The 18,581-nt window shown below is 59.7% G+C and carries 17 protein-coding genes; 14 read left to right on the forward strand and 3 right to left on the reverse strand.

Translation table 11 applies throughout. The features are described 5' to 3' along the window. The 13 genes from B060_RS0115400 (at position 1) to B060_RS0115460 (ending at position 13,406) form a co-directional block, all read left to right on the forward strand. Positions 1-606 carry a cysteine dioxygenase family protein gene (locus B060_RS0115400; protein WP_018082693.1) on the forward strand — a complete coding sequence of 202 codons (606 nt, stop codon included), beginning with the start codon at positions 1-3 and terminating at the stop codon, positions 604-606. Continuing rightward, positions 585-1,829: a rhodanese-like domain-containing protein gene (locus B060_RS0115405; protein ID WP_018082694.1), complete on the forward strand. Its 1,245-nt coding sequence runs from the start codon at positions 585-587 to the stop codon at positions 1,827-1,829. Before B060_RS0115400 ends, B060_RS0115405 begins: the two co-directional genes overlap by 22 nt. A gap of 16 nt (positions 1,830-1,845) precedes the next feature. Next, entirely contained in the window at positions 1,846-2,940 is a 1,095-nt protein-coding gene (locus B060_RS0115410) for an LLM class flavin-dependent oxidoreductase (protein ID WP_018082695.1), read from the forward strand. Positions 2,941-3,205: 265 nt separating this feature from the next. Then, positions 3,206-5,734, forward strand: a complete 2,529-nt coding sequence (locus B060_RS0115415) for a TonB-dependent receptor plug domain-containing protein (protein ID WP_018082696.1) — start codon at positions 3,206-3,208, stop codon at positions 5,732-5,734. A gap of 30 nt (positions 5,735-5,764) precedes the next feature. Then, positions 5,765-6,625, forward strand: a complete 861-nt coding sequence (locus B060_RS0115420; RefSeq protein WP_018082697.1) for a TauD/TfdA dioxygenase family protein — start codon at positions 5,765-5,767, stop codon at positions 6,623-6,625. 77 nt (positions 6,626-6,702) lie between these two features. Next, positions 6,703-7,668, forward strand: a complete 966-nt coding sequence (locus B060_RS0115425; RefSeq protein WP_018082698.1) for an ABC transporter substrate-binding protein — start codon at positions 6,703-6,705, stop codon at positions 7,666-7,668. A gap of 145 nt (positions 7,669-7,813) precedes the next feature. After that, positions 7,814-9,274, forward strand: a complete 1,461-nt coding sequence (locus B060_RS0115430) for an FAD/NAD(P)-binding protein (RefSeq protein WP_081606881.1) — start codon at positions 7,814-7,816, stop codon at positions 9,272-9,274. Between the two features lie 163 nt (positions 9,275-9,437). Next, positions 9,438-9,872, forward strand: a complete 435-nt coding sequence (locus B060_RS24790; RefSeq protein WP_051081093.1) for an RrF2 family transcriptional regulator — start codon at positions 9,438-9,440, stop codon at positions 9,870-9,872. A 121-nt stretch (positions 9,873-9,993) separates the two neighbouring features. Next, positions 9,994-11,064, forward strand: coding sequence for an ABC transporter substrate-binding protein (locus B060_RS24795; RefSeq protein ID WP_018082701.1), 1,071 nt, complete (start codon positions 9,994-9,996; stop codon positions 11,062-11,064). After that, on the forward strand, positions 11,054-11,632 hold the full coding sequence (locus B060_RS0115445) for an NADPH-dependent FMN reductase (protein WP_018082702.1): 579 nt from the start codon (positions 11,054-11,056) through the stop codon (positions 11,630-11,632). Before B060_RS24795 ends, B060_RS0115445 begins: the two co-directional genes overlap by 11 nt. Before the next feature lie 154 nt (positions 11,633-11,786). Beyond that, on the forward strand, positions 11,787-12,017 hold the full coding sequence (locus B060_RS27615) for a hypothetical protein (RefSeq protein ID WP_162149125.1): 231 nt from the start codon (positions 11,787-11,789) through the stop codon (positions 12,015-12,017). Continuing rightward, a complete protein-coding gene (locus tag B060_RS0115455; RefSeq protein ID WP_018082704.1) occupies positions 12,010-13,191 on the forward strand; it encodes a TraB/TrbI/VirB10 family type IV secretion system protein in 1,182 nt (393 codons plus the stop codon). The genes B060_RS27615 and B060_RS0115455 overlap by 8 nt, the downstream gene beginning before the upstream one ends. After that, a complete protein-coding gene (locus B060_RS0115460) occupies positions 13,188-13,406 on the forward strand; it encodes a DUF2274 domain-containing protein (RefSeq protein WP_018082705.1) in 219 nt (72 codons plus the stop codon). Before B060_RS0115455 ends, B060_RS0115460 begins: the two co-directional genes overlap by 4 nt. A gap of 480 nt (positions 13,407-13,886) precedes the next feature. Here B060_RS0115460 and B060_RS0115470 read toward each other — a convergent pair whose 3' ends face one another. From B060_RS0115470 to B060_RS0115480, 3 genes are all read right to left on the reverse strand, one after another. After that, complete coding sequence (locus B060_RS0115470) at positions 13,887-14,747, reverse strand: p-hydroxycinnamoyl CoA hydratase/lyase (RefSeq protein ID WP_018082707.1); 861 nt, start codon at positions 14,745-14,747, stop codon at positions 13,887-13,889. Between the two features lie 23 nt (positions 14,748-14,770). Next, a complete protein-coding gene (locus B060_RS0115475) occupies positions 14,771-16,225 on the reverse strand; it encodes an aldehyde dehydrogenase (RefSeq protein ID WP_018082708.1) in 1,455 nt (484 codons plus the stop codon). 358 nt (positions 16,226-16,583) lie between these two features. After that, a complete protein-coding gene (locus B060_RS0115480; RefSeq protein WP_018082709.1) occupies positions 16,584-17,789 on the reverse strand; it encodes a LysR family transcriptional regulator in 1,206 nt (401 codons plus the stop codon). A 104-nt stretch (positions 17,790-17,893) separates the two neighbouring features. Here B060_RS0115480 and B060_RS0115485 point away from each other — a divergent pair, with 104 nt between their 5' ends. After that, entirely contained in the window at positions 17,894-18,580 is a 687-nt protein-coding gene (locus B060_RS0115485; protein WP_018082710.1) for a 4-carboxy-4-hydroxy-2-oxoadipate aldolase/oxaloacetate decarboxylase, read from the forward strand. The last annotated feature ends 1 nt before the right edge of the window (position 18,581 follow it).

The following is an 18,581-nucleotide window of genomic DNA, read 5'->3' on the forward strand; positions in this document are numbered from 1 at the left end:
ATGACGGTGCACACGGCCATAGAGACACCTGCCAATATCGCCCGGCTACGCGCTTTCGTCAGCGATCTGGCCGATCTGATCGATCAGGGTCATGACGAGGCCGCCATCCTCGCGGGTGGTCGGGTCCTGCTGAAAAACTTGATCGCCACGGATGACTGGCTACCTGAGGCCTTTGCGCGACCGAGTCCTGAGCGCTACCAGCAATATCTCCTGCACTGTGACTCCGCAGAGCGCTTTTCGGTCGTCAGCTTCGTGTGGGGCCCCGGGCAATCGACGCCGGTTCACGACCACACGGTATGGGGATTGGTTGGCGTGCTGCGCGGCGCCGAGTTGGTTGAATCCTATGTCCGCGAGGAGGGCGCCCTGTTTTGCACCGGCGAGGGCGCGCTCCACGCCGGCGAGGTTGAAGCGGTTAGCCCGTCGATCGGCGACATTCACCGCGTCAGCAATGGCGCCCAGGGCGTTTCGGTCAGCATCCATGTCTATGGTGCCAATATCGGTGCGGTTAAGCGCGCGACCTATGCTCACGATGGCACACCCAAACCCTTTATTTCCGGCTACGCAAATAGCCATTTGCCCAATCTATGGGACCGTTCGAGATCATGATCGTCATCACCCCGCAAGCCGTCCGTTCCGCCCTCATCCGGGGCGAGGAAATCGCCCTGATCGATGTGCGTGAAGAAGCCGAGTTCGCCCTTGGCCATCCTCTGTTCGCCGCGCAGATCCCGCTGCGCCGCATCGCCGCCGAAGCGCATTGGCGTCTGCCGCGCCTTGATGTCTTGCTCGTGGTTTATGACAATGGCGAAGGTCTCGCCGAGGAGGCCGCCCGTGCCTTTGAGGACCTTGGCTACGGGCAGGTGAGGGGGCTTAAAGGCGGTCTGCAGGGGTGGCGCGAGGCGGGTTACGAACTGTTCGAGGACGTCAATTCCTATGCCAAGGCGTTTGGCGAACTGGTCGAGCATCGTCGTCATACGCCGTCCCTGACATCGCCGGAGGTTAAGGCTTTGCTCGATGCCCGCGCCGATGTGGTCATCCTCGATGCCCGCCGGTTCGATGAATACACCACCATGTCGATCCCCACCGGTATCAGCGTGCCTGGCGCTGAACTGGTGCTGCGCGCGGGGGGGCTGGCGCCTGATCCGCAGACCACCATCATCGTTAATTGCGCCGGTCGCACACGCTCGATCATCGGTACGCAGTCCCTGATCAATGCCGGTTTGCCCAATAAGGTCGTGGCGTTGCGTAATGGCACCATCGGCTGGACCCTGGCCGGCCAGACGCTCGATCACGGTCAGACACGACAAGCGGAAGGTTCAGTTGATACCGACGCCCTGACCCGCGCGCGCAATGTCGCCTATCGCGCCGGCGTCAAGCGCCTGACGATCGACGATCTGCACCTGCTCGAACAGGATAGGTCGCGCACGCTCTATCGTTTCGATGTCCGACAGAAGGCGGAGTTCGACGCCGGCCATATCGCCGGCTTTAGCCACGTCGCCGGCGGGCAGCTTGTGCAGGAAACCGACCACTACGCCCCGGTGCGCGGCGCCCGCATCGTCTTGGCCGATAACATTGGCCCGCGCGCCGATATGAGCGCCTCCTGGCTCGCCCAGATGGGCTGGGAGGTTTACGTGCTGGACGGCGGCTTTGATAGCCACCTGGAAACTGGCCCAGATGGCGCACCGCTCCCCCGTGGTCCGGAAGGCCGTTACCGCCGCCCCTATGAGGGCACGCAAAACAAGGCGGCCGCCATGCAGGCCTATCTCGACTGGGAATACGGGCTGGTCGATCAACTGGTGCGCGACGCCACACACGGTTTTTACGTCATTTAATCAAGGAGATGTCATCATGAGTGTCAAATTTATCGGCTATATCGGTTTCAACAATGCCTCGGAAACCAGCGGTCTTTTGACCGGCGCCAATCTTGTACTGGACCGCAACTATGTCGATGCGGCGGCACGGGCGCAGGAAGCTGGCGGCTTCGATCGTGTCCTGATCCCGTTCGGCTCCAACTCACCGGAAAGCCAGATTGTGGCGGCCCATGCGGCGGCCATCACCACCAAGCTCGGCTTCCTGGTCGCGCACCGTCCGGGTTTTACCCAGCCGACCCTGGCCGCCCGCCAACTGGCGACGCTTGACGGCTTGAGCAATGGACGAGTTGCCGTCCACATCATCACCGGCGGCGCCGATGAGGAAATGGCGCGCGATGGTGACCATACGGTCAAACCGCAGCGCTATGCCCGCACCGATGAATATCTCGATGTTTTGAAGCAGGAATGGACGGCGCTGAAACCGTTCGACCACGACGGCAGGTTCTACAACGTAAAGGGCGGCTTTGCTGCCATCAAGCCGAAGAACGTGCCGGTCTTCTTCGGCGGCTCTTCTGAAGAAGCGATCGAGGTGGCCGGCAAGCACGCTGACGTCTACGCCACCTGGGGTGAAACCCTGGAGCAAACGCGCGAAATCATCGGCCGCGTTCGTAATTCGGCGGCCAAGCACGGCCGCAGCGGCCTCGGCTTCTCGCTGTCCTTGCGTCCCGTCATCGCCGATACGGAGGAAGCCGCCTGGCGCAAGGCCGATGATATCGTCGAACAGGTCAAGGAGGCGCGTCTGGCCGCCGGCCTGCCGATCAGCGGGCACAATCCGGCCAATGTCGGCGCTAAGCGCCTTCTGGAGACCGCGGCGGCCAATCGCCGTGACGGACGCCTGTGGACGGGCGTTGCCGCGCTCACCGGTGCGCAAGGCAATTCGACCGGCCTGGTCGGCACGCCGGAGCAGGTATCTGACGCCTTGCTCGACTATTATGAACTGGGCGTTGATCACTTCCTCATCCGCGGGTTCGACCCCTTGGCCGACGCCATCGACTATGGCCGCGAACTCCTCCCTCTGACGCGTGAAAAGGTGGCTCGCCGCCTTGAACGGGGCACGGCGCTCGCCGGCTGATCACGCCTTTAATCGCCGGATACCGAACCTCCGTTCTGCGCTCGCAGGACGGAGGTTTTTCTTTATGCGGCAGGGTATTGCGGCCCGGCTGATCTCTACCGTTAGTTTTGCTGAACCTATTAGCAATTGTCATAGACACAATGTGTCAATTCATTTGCGACCCACAATTAAATCCTCTTAATTGAGTGTTATATAAGGCCGGCGGGATCTAGAAAAACACATCCCCACCATAACAGGGCCGCATTCTTTCACCTTTGGAGCCCTCATGTTCTCGCTGACATCTCGCCTTTCGTTGTTCAAGTCCGCCCTTATGGTGACCGCCTCGCTCGTTGCGGTGCAGGCCCATGCCACTGAGCCTGTCGCAGACGCTGTGGCAGTCCCCGATCCGGCGACGGTCAGCGCCGATGCAGAGATCGTCACCGAGGTGGTGGTAACCGGCGCCAGAAGTGCGCGTGCCCGCACCGTGGCGGATAGCCCCGTGCCGATCGACGTGCTGGGCTCTGCCCAGTTAAGGGCAACCGGCGCTACCGGTTTGAAGGACGTGCTGGGCTCGCTCATTCCCTCGTTCAGCCAGCCAGCCCAAGGCGGTGGCGGCACCTCGGCCAGCGTGCGCCCCATCGCTATCCGCGGCTTAAGCGGCGATTATCTGCTGGTACTGGTCAATGGCAAGCGTCGCCATACCACGAGCCTGATCAACAATCTGTCGCGGGTCTCGGGCGGGTCGACCCCGGTCGATATCGACCTGATTCCGACCAATGCCATCGGCCACATCGAAGTGCTGCGTGATGGCGCGGCCGCCCAGTATGGTTCGGACGCCATTTCCGGGGTGCTCAACATCATTCTCGACAAGGTGCCCGAAGGTGGCAGTTACGACACAACTCTTGGCCAGACCTTCGACGGTGGCGGTATCCTCTTCCAGCAAGCCCTGAGCTATGCCACACCGGTCGGCGACAAGGGCGGTTTTGTGCGCCTGTCGGGCGAGGCAAAATACCATACGCCGGCCTATCGCGCCATTCCGGTCACGGGCAATATCTATCCCGTATTGGCCAATGGCTCGGCCGATCCGCGCGAAGCGACGCACAACCATATTCTCCAGCACGGTTACGGCCGTTCCAACCGTGACGTTATCTTCAATGCGGCGCTCAATTCTGAACTGCCGATCCATGAAGATCTGACCTTCTATACCTACGGCACCTATAGTTTCCGCTCGATCAAGGACGCGCGCGGCGGCTATGCGCCGAACAATGTCGCGTCCCTGCCGGACATCTATCCGGACGGTTTCCAGGCCTTCCGCCGCATTGAGGAAAACGACTTCCAGGTGTCGGCCGGTTTCCGGGGAGAAACCTGGGGCTGGAACTGGGATGCCTCTTCCAGCCTGGGCCAGGACCATGTCCGGCTTGACGCCGAGGGCACGCTCAATCCATCGCTTGGCCCGGTCAGCCCCACCGAATTTTATCTGGGCACGCAGATTTCCAGCCTGTGGGTCAACAATCTCGACATCGACCGCGGCTTCAATGTCGGTCTGAGTGGGCCGCTGCAAGTGGCGCTTGGTCTCGAACACCGCTGGGAGCAGTTTGAGAACAAGGCCGGTGAGCCGGATTCCTATCGCAATGGTGGATATATAATCCCCAAAGACGGCACGCCGTTTGGCATTCTCAACGGCGGCAAGATTCCGCCGGCCGGCCTGGTCTCCTTTACAGGTACCACGCCCGATGACGCCGCAAAGTTGTCGCGCAACAATGTGGCCGCCTATGCCGATATCGGCGCCGACATCCTCAAGAACTGGTACGCAGGCCTTGCCGTGCGGGCCGAACACTATGACGACAGCGCTGGTGATACGGTCAGCGGCAAGTTTTCGACGCGCTATGAAATCTTGCCGGGCATTGCCCTGCGCGGCGGCATTAATTCCGGTTTCCGCGCCCCGTCCCTTGCCCAGACAGGGTTTTCAACGACGCAGAACACAAGCTCCCTTAACGCTCAGGGCCAGATCGAAACCTTCCAGTCGAAGTTCCTGCCGGTCAATTCACCGCAAGCCGTCCTGCTGGGGGCCGAACCGCTCAAGCCCGAAAAATCGCTCAGCTATACCTTCGGCGCCACCTTCGAGCGCGGCAATGCGCGCCTGACCATCGACAGCTACCAGATCGAGATCGACGATCGCATCGTCAAGACCGAGCAGCTCAAGGGCGCTGCGGTTCAGGCCATTCTCGCCAGCCAGGGCTTCAACGACCTCGCATCGGCGCAGTATTTCACCAACGCGATCGACACCTATACGCGCGGCATCGATGTGGTCGGTGAGTACACCTGGAAGACGGAAAACCTCGGCACGTTCCGTGGCACGGCGGCGTACAGCAGCAATCAGTCGAAGATCCTGCACGTCATCGATAATCCTCCGGAACTGGTGACGCTGGGCGCCAATTACGTTCTCTTCGGTCGTCAGGCGCAGCAGGACCTGCTGGTCTCCTCGCCCAAGGACAAGGTGATCCTGGGCGTCGACTGGTCGCTCGGCGACTTCAAGACCAATCTGAAAGCGGTGCGTTATGGCGAATATACCGAATCCGGCCCGGTCGCCACGGCCGATCAGCACTACCCGTCTGCCTGGATCACCGATCTGGACATCAGCTACGCTGTCAACAGCCGCCTGACCCTGTCGGTCGGCGCCAACAACCTCTTCAATGTCTACCCGAAAGAACGCCCCGCCTCCGTGCTCTACCAAGGCTCTGGCCTTTACGGCTCGTTCTCGCCCTACGGGCTGATCGGCGGCTTCTACTATACCCGTGCGTCCCTGCGTTATTGATCTCAACCCCTGCATAAAAAGGAAACGACTATGACCCAATCTGCCTTGCGTAAGACCGACGTTCCTGCCGGCCAGTTAGATATCCGGCCCTTGCAACCGACCATCGGCGCCGAAATCCATGGCATCGATCTGAGCCAGCCCATCAGCGACGCTATCCGCGATGACATCCGCGCTGCCGTGCTGCAATATAAGGTCGTGTTCTTCCGGGATCAGACGCTTGATCACGATCAGCACGCCGCCTTCGCAGGCCGCTTTGGTCCGCTCTATACCCATCCGAGCACAAAACATGATGCCAAGATCACCTCGATCCACCAGATCAGCGCTGAGGACTCGAAAACCTATCTTGCCGATGTGACGGCCAAGGCCTTGCGCGACGCCTACCATACCGATACGAGCTGGCGTCTGGTGCCGACCTGGGGCGCGGTGCTGCGCGCGGTCGATCTGCCGGAACGTGGTGGTGACACGATCTGGGTTGATGCCGGCCTGGCCTATCGCAGCCTGCCGGACGACATCAAGGCGCGCCTGGAAGGCAAGCTAGTCACTCATGATTTCCGCAGCGCTCTGGCCCGAGCGGGCCATGACTATCCGGTGGTCGCCCATCCGATCGTTCGCACCCATCGTGAGACGGGCGAGAAGATCCTGTGGGTAAACTTCAGCCAGCACCCGCAGATTCTACGTCTGGAGCTGTCGGAAAGTCAGGAACTGCTCGATATCGTCCTCGATCACTACAAAAATCCCGAATATCAGGTCCGCTTTTCGTGGGACAAGGGATCGGTGGCCTTCTGGGACAATCGCGCCGCTGTCCACTATGCGGTACGTAATTATGGCGATTATCCGCGGGTGTTGGAGCGCATTTTGATTGCGGACGAACCGCTCTACGCCGACCTGTAATCTTAAGTCTTGCCGCGCAACCCATCCGAAAAGTGGCATCCACCTTATCGGATCGCGCCCCTGAAAGAGCCACCGTCATGCCGATATCCCGTCGCCTGTTCACCGTCTTAACCCTTGCCGCCGCCACGTCTCTCGCGTCGTGCGGTCCGCAAGCTGACAAGGGTACCTCCGCCAGCGCGGTCGTGCTCAAGGTCGGCAATCAGAAGGGCACGACACGCGCTCTGATGACGGCGTCTCATGCTCTGGATGGCGCACCCTATTCGGTTGAATGGTCTGAATTTCCCGCCGCCCAGCATCTCCTCGAAGGCCTGAACGCCGGCGCGGTCGATGTCGGGCTGGTGGGGGATGCGCCCTATCTCTTCGCCTTTGCCAATGGCTCACCGCTTAAGGTGGTCTCAGCCATTGCCTATGGCGACGGTTCCAGCACAGCGCTTATCGTGCCAGCCACCTCAAAGGCGCAGAACCTATCCGACCTGAAGGGCAAGCGCATTGCCACCGGCAAGATCTCGGTCGGACACTATCTGTTGCTGTTGGCTCTGGAAAAGGAGGGCCTGACCACCAAGGACGTGCAGATTGTCTTCCTGGCGCCGGCTGACGCCAAGGCGGCCTTCGCATCGGGCAGCATCGATGCCTGGTCGACCTGGGCGCCCTTCCTGACTACGTCCGTGCAACAAGACCATGCGCGTGTGCTCGTGAGCGGCAAGGGCCTGATGACCAGCCATGCCTATCAGGTAGCGACGCCAGCCGCGATCCATGACAAGGCCGCTGCCTTACATGATTTCGACGCACGTCTTGCCAAGGCCTATGTGTGGGGCGCGGCGCATCCCGAAGACTACGCTGCGGCCCTGTCCAAGGACACAGGCCTTCCGATCGATATCGCCGCGGCGATGGTCCGGCAGACCAGCCCGCGTATCGTACCGCTCGACGACTCTATCCTTGCTGAGGCTGATGGCGTGGTCGACCATCTGTCGAAAGCCAGCGATACGCCGCCGCAAAAGCGCCCCATCGCGGACGCCTTCGCCGAAGACTTTAGGTCGAAGTAGGTATCGTCTGCCCGAGTCGATCGGGAGGCCTGCACGCGCAGCTTGTTTCTCTTTTTAAAACAAACCGGTTTATTTAAAATAACAATAGTAGGAAATTGAGGTTCGGGTTATTAAAGAGCGTGATAGTCAAGTTTAAGGAGAGCCAATGGCGGCGAGTACAAGAACGTGTCCGGTGCATCGCCTTGCCATCGTCGGCGGTGGTTTCGGGGGCAGCGTGCTGGCTCTGAAGCTTGCTGAACGAGACGGCCAGCGTCCTGTTCTGATAGAGGCGGCGCGCTGTGCCGGCGCCGGGCTGGCCTATGGTGCGGGCGGGCCGGATCATCTGTTGAATGTGCCGGTTCATCGCATGGAGGTCGGCCTCGAGCCCGCTTTCGCCGATTGGTTAGCGGATTACCCGTCAGAGATAGCGGCGGGTGTTGCCGAAGCCGGCGATCTGGCGCACGCCTTCGTGCCGCGCCGGCTTTTCGGCCTGTATATTCAATCGCACATCGACGGGGCGGTCGCAAAAGGGCGTATCCTGCGCATTCGGGGCGAGGTAACCCAACTGCAAAAGGACGGCGCCACCTATGTCCTTGGTCTGGTCGATGGTCGCCAGTTGAACGTGGCACGCGTGGTGCTGGCGACAGGCAACATGGCGCCAAAAGCGCCAGACCTTTTGAGTGAAGATCAGAAACACCTGACGGACTCGCCTTTGTTCATACCCGATCCATGGGCATCGGACGCGCTGACGGCTCATGAACCGGACTGGCCCATTCTATTGATAGGCACAGGCCTGACCATGGTCGATATCGCCTTAAGTCTGTCGCGGCAGGGCCACACGGGTCCGATCTTTGCCCTCTCGCGTCGCGGTCTTCTGCCACTTCCCCACGTCTCGGGCGGAACCTGGCCGGCGTTTCTCGATATTCATATCGGCCAATCCCCGCTGAAGCTTCTGCGCCGGATCAGGCAGGAGGCGAAGTCCGCGCTGGCCAAAGGTGTGCCATGGCAGCGTGTTCTCGATGCGGCCAGACCGCATGCCGCGCAAATCTGGGCTGCCTGGACGCGCGCGGAACGGAGCCACTTTCTACGTCACGCCCGGCCCTATTGGGATGTTCATCGGCATAGGGTCGCGCCACGTGTAGGTCGTGCCCTGGAGGATTTAATAGAAGGCCGGCAGGTCATACCGCTGAGCGGGCGTTTAAAAAGCTTTGCCCCACGCGGTGACCATCTCGATGTCGCCTATAGCGTTCGAAATCGCCGGGAGATTCGCCATATCAAGGTCGCGCGTGTGATCAATTGCACTGGACCAAGAAGCGATTACGCGACGCTGGGCACGCCTTTGTTTGCGGCTCTGCGTCAGCAGGGGTTTATCCATGCCGATCCTTTGGGGCTTGGACTGGAAACCCATGATGCTCGCGTCGTCGATGCGCATGGGCATGTTTCGGATAGCTTATTTGCCATTGGCAGTCTGACGCGGCCCGCCTGGTGGGAGGTAACCGCTGTGCCGGAGTTGTCGGCACAGATATCGCGGTTAGTGGAGGTGCTCACGCGCGCTGAAGTCTTGCCCAGCGCCGTGCGTCCGCTCAGTCTTGCGCTTGATTTCTTCGATCTTGGCGCGGGAATCTAGAGAGGTTTCGGGACGTAGATACGAGGTCATATCCCTTGTGAGGCAATCAATAGAATTGGGATATCATTTCTAAATTTTCTCATTATATTAAGGGCATAGGGGCGAGTTTTACGGAGATTTCGCCCGGCACTTGACCTAAGCCATAGGAAATTGCGGAGCTTATATGTTATCTCAGCGGGCCAAATATACTATACGTGCCATGCAGGAACTGACGCGATTGAAGCTCGGAGAAACGCTTCAGGCCACGGAACTGGCGGAGCGCATCAAAGCGCCACTGCATTTCCTTGAAGGCATACTTCTGGAGATGCGACGCGAAGGTTTCCTGCAATCGAAGCGGGGGCGGTCAGGTGGCTACGCGCTGAACAAGCCAGCCGATATGATCTCTATTGCCGATATCATTCGCCAGATCGACGGCCCGCTGGCTCTGACAACCTGCGCTAGCCGTACCGCCTATGCACGGTGCGAAGACTGCCCTACGCCCGATCATTGTGAATTACGCCCCATCCTTTTGGCGGCGCGCGATGCGGTGGCACGCGTCCTCGAGGATTCGACGCTGGCGCATCCCGAAGGTCACAAGCATCCGCTGCGTTCGAGTTGATCTCAACGCTATCTTGGAAACCATGCGTACTTAAGTATTCTTGGGGGAACGCATGATAAATTCTCATTTGAAACACCACTAATTTAGTATGATATTGCTGGCTTGTTAAGAAAGCCCTGTCATGCCCGCAGCGATAATACCCCTTGTACCCTCTGATACCATTTGGCTTAGTAGTGACCCTTTCCCGACCGCTACAGCCATAGCGCTCGGTCAGGGGTGGTTCGAGCAGGCGTTCGACGCCTGTGGCTACAAGGTCAAGGCCTTGCAGGACAGCCGCGAACCGGCTTTGCGTTCACAACATTTCTATCATGATATCAAGACCCTTATCCGTGAGGGTGGCAATGTGCATCCCTTATGGACGCGCGCCGATAACCTGAACCAGGAAGGCCGTGATCATACGGTTGTGGTGGGGTTGACGTGGCACGATGAGGCGCAGGTTCTTTTGGGGCGGCCGGGCGCCACGCACGATCTACGCGGTAAACGGCTCGGCCTTTCAAAGGCGGCCGGCGAGATTGACGCCTGGCGCGCCATGGCTCTGAGGGCTTACGATACCGCTTTGACACTTGAAGGGCTCACCTTCGACGATGTGGTCCTGACCGATGTCCAGGCGCCGCCGCTGCAGTGGCAGAACCAGAACCGCATCGGGGGCACCAGATCGCAGGTGACCGAAAAAGCGCTGCTCGATGGCGAGGTTGATGTCATCTTCGCCAAAGGCGCCAATTCAGTCCTTTTCCAGCAGGCACATGGCCTTGAGGTCATCCTCGATATCAACCGGCTCGATGACCCAACCTTGCGCGTCAATAACGGCACGCCACGTCCGATCACGGTGCACCGTCATTTCCTTAATGACCACCCGCATCTGGTGAAGGTCTACCTTCAGGTGATAAACGCCGCGGCGCTCTGGGTGCAAAGCCATGAGGAGGAAGTGGCAGGCGTCACTGCTAAGGAAACGACGCCGACGTGTGACACTGTGCATCGTGGCTACGCTCAGCGCTTTACCGGCAGTTTCGATGTCAATCTCGATCCGGCCCGTATCGACGCCTTGCAGAGCCAGGCTGATTTTCTCTATCACCATAAACTGATCGATGCGCGGGTTAAGGTCAGTGACTGGATCGACATTGCCCCCCTGCTGGCCGCAAAGGCTGAGCCCATTACACTTCCTGCCTTGAAGGGGCTGCTTGATGTCGCATAAACCCTATATCGTTGGTTTCGGTGGCACCACACGCCCGCGTTCGACGAGTGAGAAACTCGTTGCTGCGGTGCTGGCGGAAGCTCAGGCGCAAGGCGCACGTACGGAGCTTTTCGGCGGTGAAGCTTTGGCTGCCCTGCCACATTATGCGCCGGAACATCCCAACCGGACGGACGGCCAATCTGCCTTTCTGGAGGCCATTCGCAAGGCCGATGGCATCGTCATCGGCACGCCGGCCTATCATGGCGGTGTTTCGGCGCTGGTTAAAAATGCCATCGACCTGATCGCAGATCTGCAATCGGACTCGCGCGTTTTTCTCGATGGACGGCCAGTTGGTATCGTCGTGGCGGCCGGTGGATGGCAGGGCGCAGGCGCTACGCTGTCGGCCATGCGCGATATCGTCCATGCTCTGCGTGGTTGGCCGACGCCGATCGGTGTCGCGGCCGTCAGCAGCGCGGTCTTTGATGCTGATGGTCAGCTAAGGGACGACGCTCTTGCCAGATCCATCACGTCGCAGGCGCATCAACTTACGTCATTCGTGCGGGCGCAGATTGTGAATGAAACTGCCTAGGCAACTGATTTTGAAAAAAGCTTGATGACCTCAGGCTCGCCAAGATCAGCGCTATGCCCAGCAAGACCGGCGGGNNGAGCCACTAGGAGCGACTCGCCCTCTCGCTTTGCGCGGAATGATTTTGGAAAACGAAATAGGGTAGTAGTTACGTTGGTTGCGGGCCCCCGCAACCAACGTAACTACGCCTTCGGGTGTGGTGACAGGAGGTCTATCAGAAGTCATAGCACAGACCCCCGAGGCGAAAGCCAAGGGGGTTTTTGTTTGCCGGCATTGGTCGGCCATTTTCGACGGCCTGTTCGATGTCGCGGAACTGCGTCTCGGTGAGAAGCCGCAGGCGATCGTGCGGATCGCGGCCGATCGGAAGGGCGGTGCGCGCCATGACTGAGGCAGAGAAGATAGACAAGGTCGATCCGGAAACCCTGGTCTTGCGCGCCAAACCGCGCCGTGTGATCCGTATCAAGCGCAATCTTCTGATCGGTCTTGCCGGCGCGGCCTGTCTTGTCCTTGTCGGCCTGACCTGGCTGGGATTGGCCCCCTCCCTGATCCATCCGGGGGCGCCGGCCGGCGAAGAGAAGAACCCGGAAAAGCACAAAGCCGGCCTCCCTGATCAGGTTGCCAGCCTGCCGAAAACCTACGCGGACGTGCCGCAACTGGGCGAGCCGTTACCGGGCGATTTGGGGAAGCCGATTCTTGAACACAGACGACGGCATGGCGATATGGCGATGACAGAGCCGGGGGCGCCAATTAGTTCTAAGGTATCGCCGTCTGCCGCCGACCGCACGAGCGGTCTGTTTTTCCAGGTCGCCGCTCCCGTGGCTCCCGAGCGGCCAGTGACATCGACTCCTGATCTTTCTGGCACAGACAATCAACCATTGCCGGCCCTGGCGGCGATATCTCAGGGATCGTCACTAGCGACAGCAAAGACGGCCTTCCTCGAAACGTCACCCCGGAGCGCTAGTCTCAATCCCTATAGTGTCCAGGAACCGGCGAGCCCAAACATCGTGATGGCCGGCACCGTTATTTCCGCATCGCTGATCACGGGATTGAACTCGGATTTGCCGGGCACCATCCTCGCGCAGGTGACAAGCGACGTGCATGATGTGACGGGACGGGTGACCCTCATTCCGCAAGGCACACGGCTGATCGGGAAATGCGACAACACGGTGTCGTTTGGTCAGTCACGGGCCCTCATCGTCTGGCAGCGCCTGATCTGGCCTGACGGGCGATCTCTGCAGATCGACAATATGCTGGCCTCGGATATGTCCGGTTATGCCGGACTTTACGACCAGGTATCGTTCCACTCAACCTCCTTACTAAAGGGTATCGGTCTGTCGACTTTGCTGGGGCTCACCGGTGAACTGGGAACCGATAGCGATGATGATCTAGTCAGGGCTTTGCGTCAGTCCGTTCAGCAGACCGCCAATGAGGCTGGCCAGAAGATCGTCAGCCGGCAACTGGATGTTCAGCCGACGCTAAAGGTGCGACCGGGCTGGCCGTTGCGGGTGATCGTCCAGAAAGACCTGATCATTACCCAAAGACCTGAGGGAGATCGTCCGTGACCGATATAAAACTGCCAAGGCTGCCCGATCGCACACCGATCAAACTTACGATTACGGTTGGTATGGAATTGCACGGCACGTTGAAGCAATACGCTGACCATTATCAGTCTGCCTACGGCGTGACGGAACAAATCTCGGACCTGATTCCATTTATGTTGAAGGCGTTTATTGAAAGCGACAGGGCCTTTGCAAAAGCAAGGTTCGTTCGAAAATAGATCCCATCGTGGCGCGCCTTGCTGGATGAATATCTATAAGCATCTGAAAAAGCTACATAGACAGGGCAATAAGCTGAAATCAGAACGCTGGCGCATATCCACCGAGATCAGCAAGCTTTGCGCTCATACCTATCGGCTGAGGCCAATATCGATTTAAATATCGATGCTGGAGCAAATGGTCTCCTTGGATCAAAATGCCGCGGGCAAGTCGAGGTTGATGCGGATTTTCGAACCTCAACCTCAGACCGGGACGATCAGCTTGGATCACGTTGACCCCCGCCGATCGCCCGCTGAAATTCGCTCGTGGCTCGGCTACTTGCCCCACGAATTTGACGTTGATCCCAAAACCACGGCTCGCGAAAGGCTCGATCAGATAACCGCAGCTGCAGTCAAGATCATGGCGCCACCTCCGACCGGCTAGGTGCCGGGACCCGTACGGCCCCGGCTTAATCCTGTCACCTGACGTCTGTGTCGCGGGATTTAAACCTTGGCTTTGGCGGCCTTGGTCTTGTCATAGGCACCGAGCCCCGGCTTGTAGGTCTTGTCGTCGATGAACTGCTTAATGCCTTCCTTGCGCCCCTCGTTATCGTAGAAATTGGCGGCTTCCTGAGCGCGGATCAGGTAATCCTCAGCCTCGTCATAGGTCATAACCCCAACGCGTCGCACCGCGTCCTTGGTGGCTTTAAGCGCCACAGGATTTTTGGCCAGCAGAACATTCGCCACATCGGTCACGCGCGCCTTAAGCTGATCGAGTGGCAGGGCCTCATTGACCAGGCCCCAGTCGGCGGCGGTCTTTCCGTCGATGTTTTCGCCCATCAGAGCATGGTACATGGCTTTGCGGAAGGGTAGAAGCTCGGTGGCAACCTTGGTGGCGCCGCCGCCTGGCAGGATACCCCAGTTGATTTCCGACAAACCGAACTTGGCCTCCTCAGCGGCGAAGGCCAGGTCACACGCGAATAGCGGACCGTAGCCGCCACCGAAGCACCAGCCATTGACCATGGCGATGGTCGGCTTCTGATACCAGCGCAGGCGACGCCACCAGCCGTAGCTCTCGCGCTGGGCGGCGCGTGTGCCGGCCATTCCCTTGGACTCTGTTTCGCGGAAATATTCCTTAAGATCCATACCGGCGGACCAGGCCGTGCCTTCACCGCTTAAGACCAGTACGCCGACATCTTCGCGGAACTCCAGTTCATCGAGCACGGCCATCATGCGGCGATTGAGTTTGGGGCTCATGGCGTTGCGTTTGTCCGGGCGATTGAACCTCACCCAAGCGATACCGGCCTCGACATGAAAGGCGACCGTATCTTCTTCGCGTTCAACAGGTTTAACAACTTCGTTCATAATAATCAGTACCTTGGTATAACTTAGATCGGAAAATGTCCGGGCTTGGTCTCAATCGTGATCCACCGCAAGTCTGTGAATTCATTGATGCCGGCCCTGCCGCCGAAACGGCCATAGCCGGACGCCTTGACGCCACCAAACGGCATCTGGGCTTCGTCATGCACAGTGGCGCCATTGATGTGGCACATGCCTGACTGTATGCGTGCCGCCACGCTGAAAGCCTCCGCGATATTGGTGGTGAAGACTGAGGCTGTCAGGCCGTATTCGGTGTCATTGGCGATGCGGATAGCATCTTCAGTATCCCTGGCACGGACAATCGAAACAACCGGCCCAAAGGATTCCTCACCATAGATGCGCATAGCGGGCGTGACCCCATCGAGCACCGAAGCCGGGATCAGAACCCCATCGCCGTCACCGCCGGCGACAAGTGTTGCGCCTTTCGAAACGGCGTCAGCCATCAGTTCGCGGACCTTGTCGGCGGACTTTTGATCGACCACGGTACCGAGGGGTGTTTTACCCTCGCCGCCGGCTGGCATGGTGGCAGCCTTGGCAGCAAACTTCGTTACGAACGCATCGGCCACGGCATCGACCACGATGATCCGCTCGGTCGACATGCAGATCTGGCCCTGGTTCATGAAGGCGCCGAAGGCGGCTGCTTTGACCGCCTCATCGAGATCGGCGGCTTCAAGTACCAGCATGGGCGCCTTGCCGCCTAACTCCAGCAGGCAGGGCTTGAGCTGCTGCGCGGCGCGCACGGCGATAATGCGGCCAACATGGGTTGAGCCGGTGAAGTTGATGCGGCGGACCGCCGGATGATCGATCAGGGCGCCGACGATATCGGCGGCATCTTCCGTCGCATTGGTGACCAGACTGATGATACCCTTGGGCGCACCGGCGCGGTTGAAGGCTTCCGCTATCAGCCAGTGGACACGAGGGCAGGCCTCGGCTGCCTTGAGCACAACCGTATTGCCGCAGGCCAGCGGCGTAGCGATGGCGCGTACGCCGAGGATGACCGGCGCATTCCATGGCGCTATGCCGAGCACGACACCGGCCGGCTGGCGGATGGCCAAAGCGACACAGCCCGGCTTGTCGGAAGGGATTGTTTCCCCCGCGACCAGGGTGGTAAGCGAGGCGGCCTCACGCATCATATTGGCGGCCAGCATACAGTTGAAACCCGCCCAGGCCTGGGTCGCGCCGGTCTCTTCCTGCATGGCCTTGATGAAGTCTGGCGCCATCGCCGTCAGTTCGTCAGCCACCTTCAGGAGCACGGCGCGACGCGCATTTGGCCCCATGCTGGACCAGGCCGGGAAAGCTGCGGCCGCGGCATCGGCTGCAGCCTTCGCATCGCCTACGCTGGCGGCAGCGGCGATCGTGGCCACGTCTCCGGTGACCGGATTGAGCCGTCGGAAGGTGCGACCACCCTCGGCCTTGAGCGAAGCGGAATCGACAATCAAATCGAGGTGGGCGGTATCTGGCATCTGTGAAGCTCCCTGCATTTTATATTATAGATATAAAGCATATCTATTATGCAGTGTCATTGCTTTTTTGATGGGGCAACGCTTTCAGTTGGGACAGGACAAGCCCCCGTGACGACACCCGCTCTGCTCGGTGCGAAAGCCGGCACTTCTCGCCGATCTAACAGATTGGCGTCTAGCTCAGGCTTGAGCAATTCGCAGGTTTCTGCGGTTTCATCGAGGCGGTGGGTGGCGTGAGCCGCGCTTACTTGATGGGTCGGTGCGACTAAGCGCGAGCCTCCTGTGTTAACGTTTGAAGGTCACATCATCGACGTCGAAATCTCGGGCATCGGCTGTAGGCAAACACTGTTGCCGACGAAGCTTAAAGCACCGCGGATTCTCGCAAATTCGCCAGGAACAGGTTATGCAGGCGGGTCGGCAGGAAGCCAGAGCGGGTGGTGATGCCGATTTCACGCGCAGATCCCGTCAGAGGCGGTCCCATGGCTTTCAGGAGGCCGGATGAAATTTCGGTCTCCACCTGCTGGGCTGACAGGATGGCGGCGTAGTCGCTGCGCAGCAATATTTCGCGTGTCGCCACGAGAGACGAACTCTCGATGACGCGATGCGGTGAAGGCAGTCCCTTGGCGGCCATGAAGACTTCGAAATTGCTTCGGCCTGGCGTGCCGGTACGGGGCAATATCCATGACAGCTTGCCCAGTTGCGTCGGCGTTAACTTGTCGACTTGGCTGTCAAATCCGGACGCCAGTGGATGATCCGCGCGCACCAGGATTAGCATTGGATCGCTGAACACACTTTCCTGTGTCAGGGTGTCCGGCGAGATTTTGCGCAGGGCGCCCAGCAGGAAATCTATGCGGCCATGTTGAAGCGCGGTGACTTGCTCGTTATAGGGGCCATCCAGTATTGTCACCCGAATATCAGGGAAAGCCTTAAGAGTGGCGGCCAGGGCTTTCGGCAGCCACTGTGAACGCGCCAGCGGCAGGGCGCCGATGCGCAGGGTGCCTTCCATGATGCCCTGGAGTTCGCGCACGGCTTCCCGGGCCAGGGTGACTTCGCTGAAGCAGAGATCGCCGAACCGCGCCAGAGTGCGCGCCTCAGTTGTCGGTTCTATACGCGAGCCTTCGCGCCGCCACAAAGGGACGCCGCACAAGGTTTCCAGTTCACGCGCGGCGCGATGGATGCTGGGTGGCGATACGCCAAGCTGCCGGGCGGCCTGACTGAAGCCGCCGGTTTCGATCGCGGCGGACAACGCGCGTAATTGGGTTTCGGTCACCAATTTTTGGAGCGGCATCCGCGAATGGCTCTTGCCGTGCTGCAATGTCGCCTCCGCCTCTTTTAGATAGTCCGCCGCGGCGGCGATACGCGGACACCAGACAGCGCCGGCCTGGGTGGGGGTCATGCCGCGCGAGGAGCGCTCGAACAGGGCGGCGCCCAGATCGGCCTCGCAACTGGCGACAGCGCTGGTGATGGCTGGTTGCGACATGTGGCTGAAGCTTGCAGCCTTGAGCGCGCTGCCTGTTTCATAGACGGCGAGCACTGCCCAAAGGCGGCGGAGACGAAAGATATCCATATTGGCTCCTATAACCAAAACTGATAGCATTGGGCGCAGTATCTAGGAACCGTTTTGTTGAAATCTATGGAATAAGCGAAGGTAAAGAAAACGAGGAAACCTTTATGCCTGTCGTCGTTACCAATATCAAACGTCCATCTGCCGCTGTGTGCGAGGCGCTGCAAGGTCATGGCGTTGCTACCGTCCACGAGGCGCAAGGCCGTGTGGGCCTCATGAACGCCTATATGCGGCCGATCTACCGCCCGGCCATGATCGCCGGCCCGGCCGTGACGGTCGAGGTGGCGCCCGGCGACAACTGGATGATCCACGTGGCGGTCGAGCAGTGCCAGCCTGGCGATGTACTGGTGGTGACCCCGACTTCGCCCAATGAAGATGGCTATTTCGGCGACTTGCTGGCGACGTCTCTCAAGGCTCGCGGCGTCAAGGGCCTGATCATCAATGCCGGCGTGCGCGATATCGCTACGCTTACCGAAATGGAATTTCCGGTCTGGTCGAAGGCAGTTTATGCCCGCGGTTGCGTGCGCAACACGCTGGGTAGCGTCAATGTGCCGGTGGTCTGCGCCGATTCACTTGTCCATCCGGGGGATGTCATCGTGGCCGATGACGACGGTATCTGCGTCGTGCCGCGTGACAAGGCGGAAGACATCGCCGCGAAGGCGACAGCTCGCGCGGCATCGGAAGAAGCGCGGCGCCTTCGTTTCCAAAACGGTGAACTGGGCCTCGATATCTATGAGATGCGCGAAACCCTTAAGGCGCGCGGCCTCGTCTATATCGATCAGAAAGACCTGTAAA

The sequence above is a fragment of the Asticcacaulis benevestitus DSM 16100 = ATCC BAA-896 genome, assembly GCF_000376105.1.
GTDB classification, from domain to species: Bacteria; Pseudomonadota; Alphaproteobacteria; order Caulobacterales; family Caulobacteraceae; genus Asticcacaulis; species Asticcacaulis benevestitus.

Bases quoted from the DNA above. Each gene is read 5' to 3' on its own strand.
- B060_RS0115455 (WP_018082704.1), top strand. From the start codon at position 12,010: ATGACTGAGGCAGAGAAGATAGACAAGGTCGATCCGGAAACCCTGGTC.
- B060_RS0115410 (WP_018082695.1), top strand. From the start codon at position 1,846: ATGAGTGTCAAATTTATCGGCTATATCGGTTTCAACAATGCCTCGGAA.
- B060_RS0115405 (WP_018082694.1), top strand. From the start codon at position 585: ATGGGACCGTTCGAGATCATGATCGTCATCACCCCGCAAGCCGTCCGT.
- B060_RS0115485 (WP_018082710.1), top strand. From the start codon at position 17,894: ATGCCTGTCGTCGTTACCAATATCAAACGTCCATCTGCCGCTGTGTGC.
- B060_RS24795 (WP_018082701.1), top strand. From the start codon at position 9,994: ATGCCCGCAGCGATAATACCCCTTGTACCCTCTGATACCATTTGGCTT.
- B060_RS0115475 (WP_018082708.1), bottom strand. From the start codon at position 16,225: ATGCCAGATACCGCCCACCTCGATTTGATTGTCGATTCCGCTTCGCTC.
- B060_RS0115425 (WP_018082698.1), top strand. From the start codon at position 6,703: ATGCCGATATCCCGTCGCCTGTTCACCGTCTTAACCCTTGCCGCCGCC.
- B060_RS0115400 (WP_018082693.1), top strand. From the start codon at position 1: ATGACGGTGCACACGGCCATAGAGACACCTGCCAATATCGCCCGGCTA.
- B060_RS0115445 (WP_018082702.1), top strand. From the start codon at position 11,054: ATGTCGCATAAACCCTATATCGTTGGTTTCGGTGGCACCACACGCCCG.
- B060_RS0115415 (WP_018082696.1), top strand. From the start codon at position 3,206: ATGTTCTCGCTGACATCTCGCCTTTCGTTGTTCAAGTCCGCCCTTATG.
- B060_RS0115480 (WP_018082709.1), bottom strand. From the start codon at position 17,789: ATGGATATCTTTCGTCTCCGCCGCCTTTGGGCAGTGCTCGCCGTCTAT.
- B060_RS0115420 (WP_018082697.1), top strand. From the start codon at position 5,765: ATGACCCAATCTGCCTTGCGTAAGACCGACGTTCCTGCCGGCCAGTTA.
- B060_RS0115470 (WP_018082707.1), bottom strand. From the start codon at position 14,747: ATGAACGAAGTTGTTAAACCTGTTGAACGCGAAGAAGATACGGTCGCC.
- B060_RS0115430 (WP_081606881.1), top strand. From the start codon at position 7,814: ATGGCGGCGAGTACAAGAACGTGTCCGGTGCATCGCCTTGCCATCGTC.
- B060_RS24790 (WP_051081093.1), top strand. From the start codon at position 9,438: ATGTTATCTCAGCGGGCCAAATATACTATACGTGCCATGCAGGAACTG.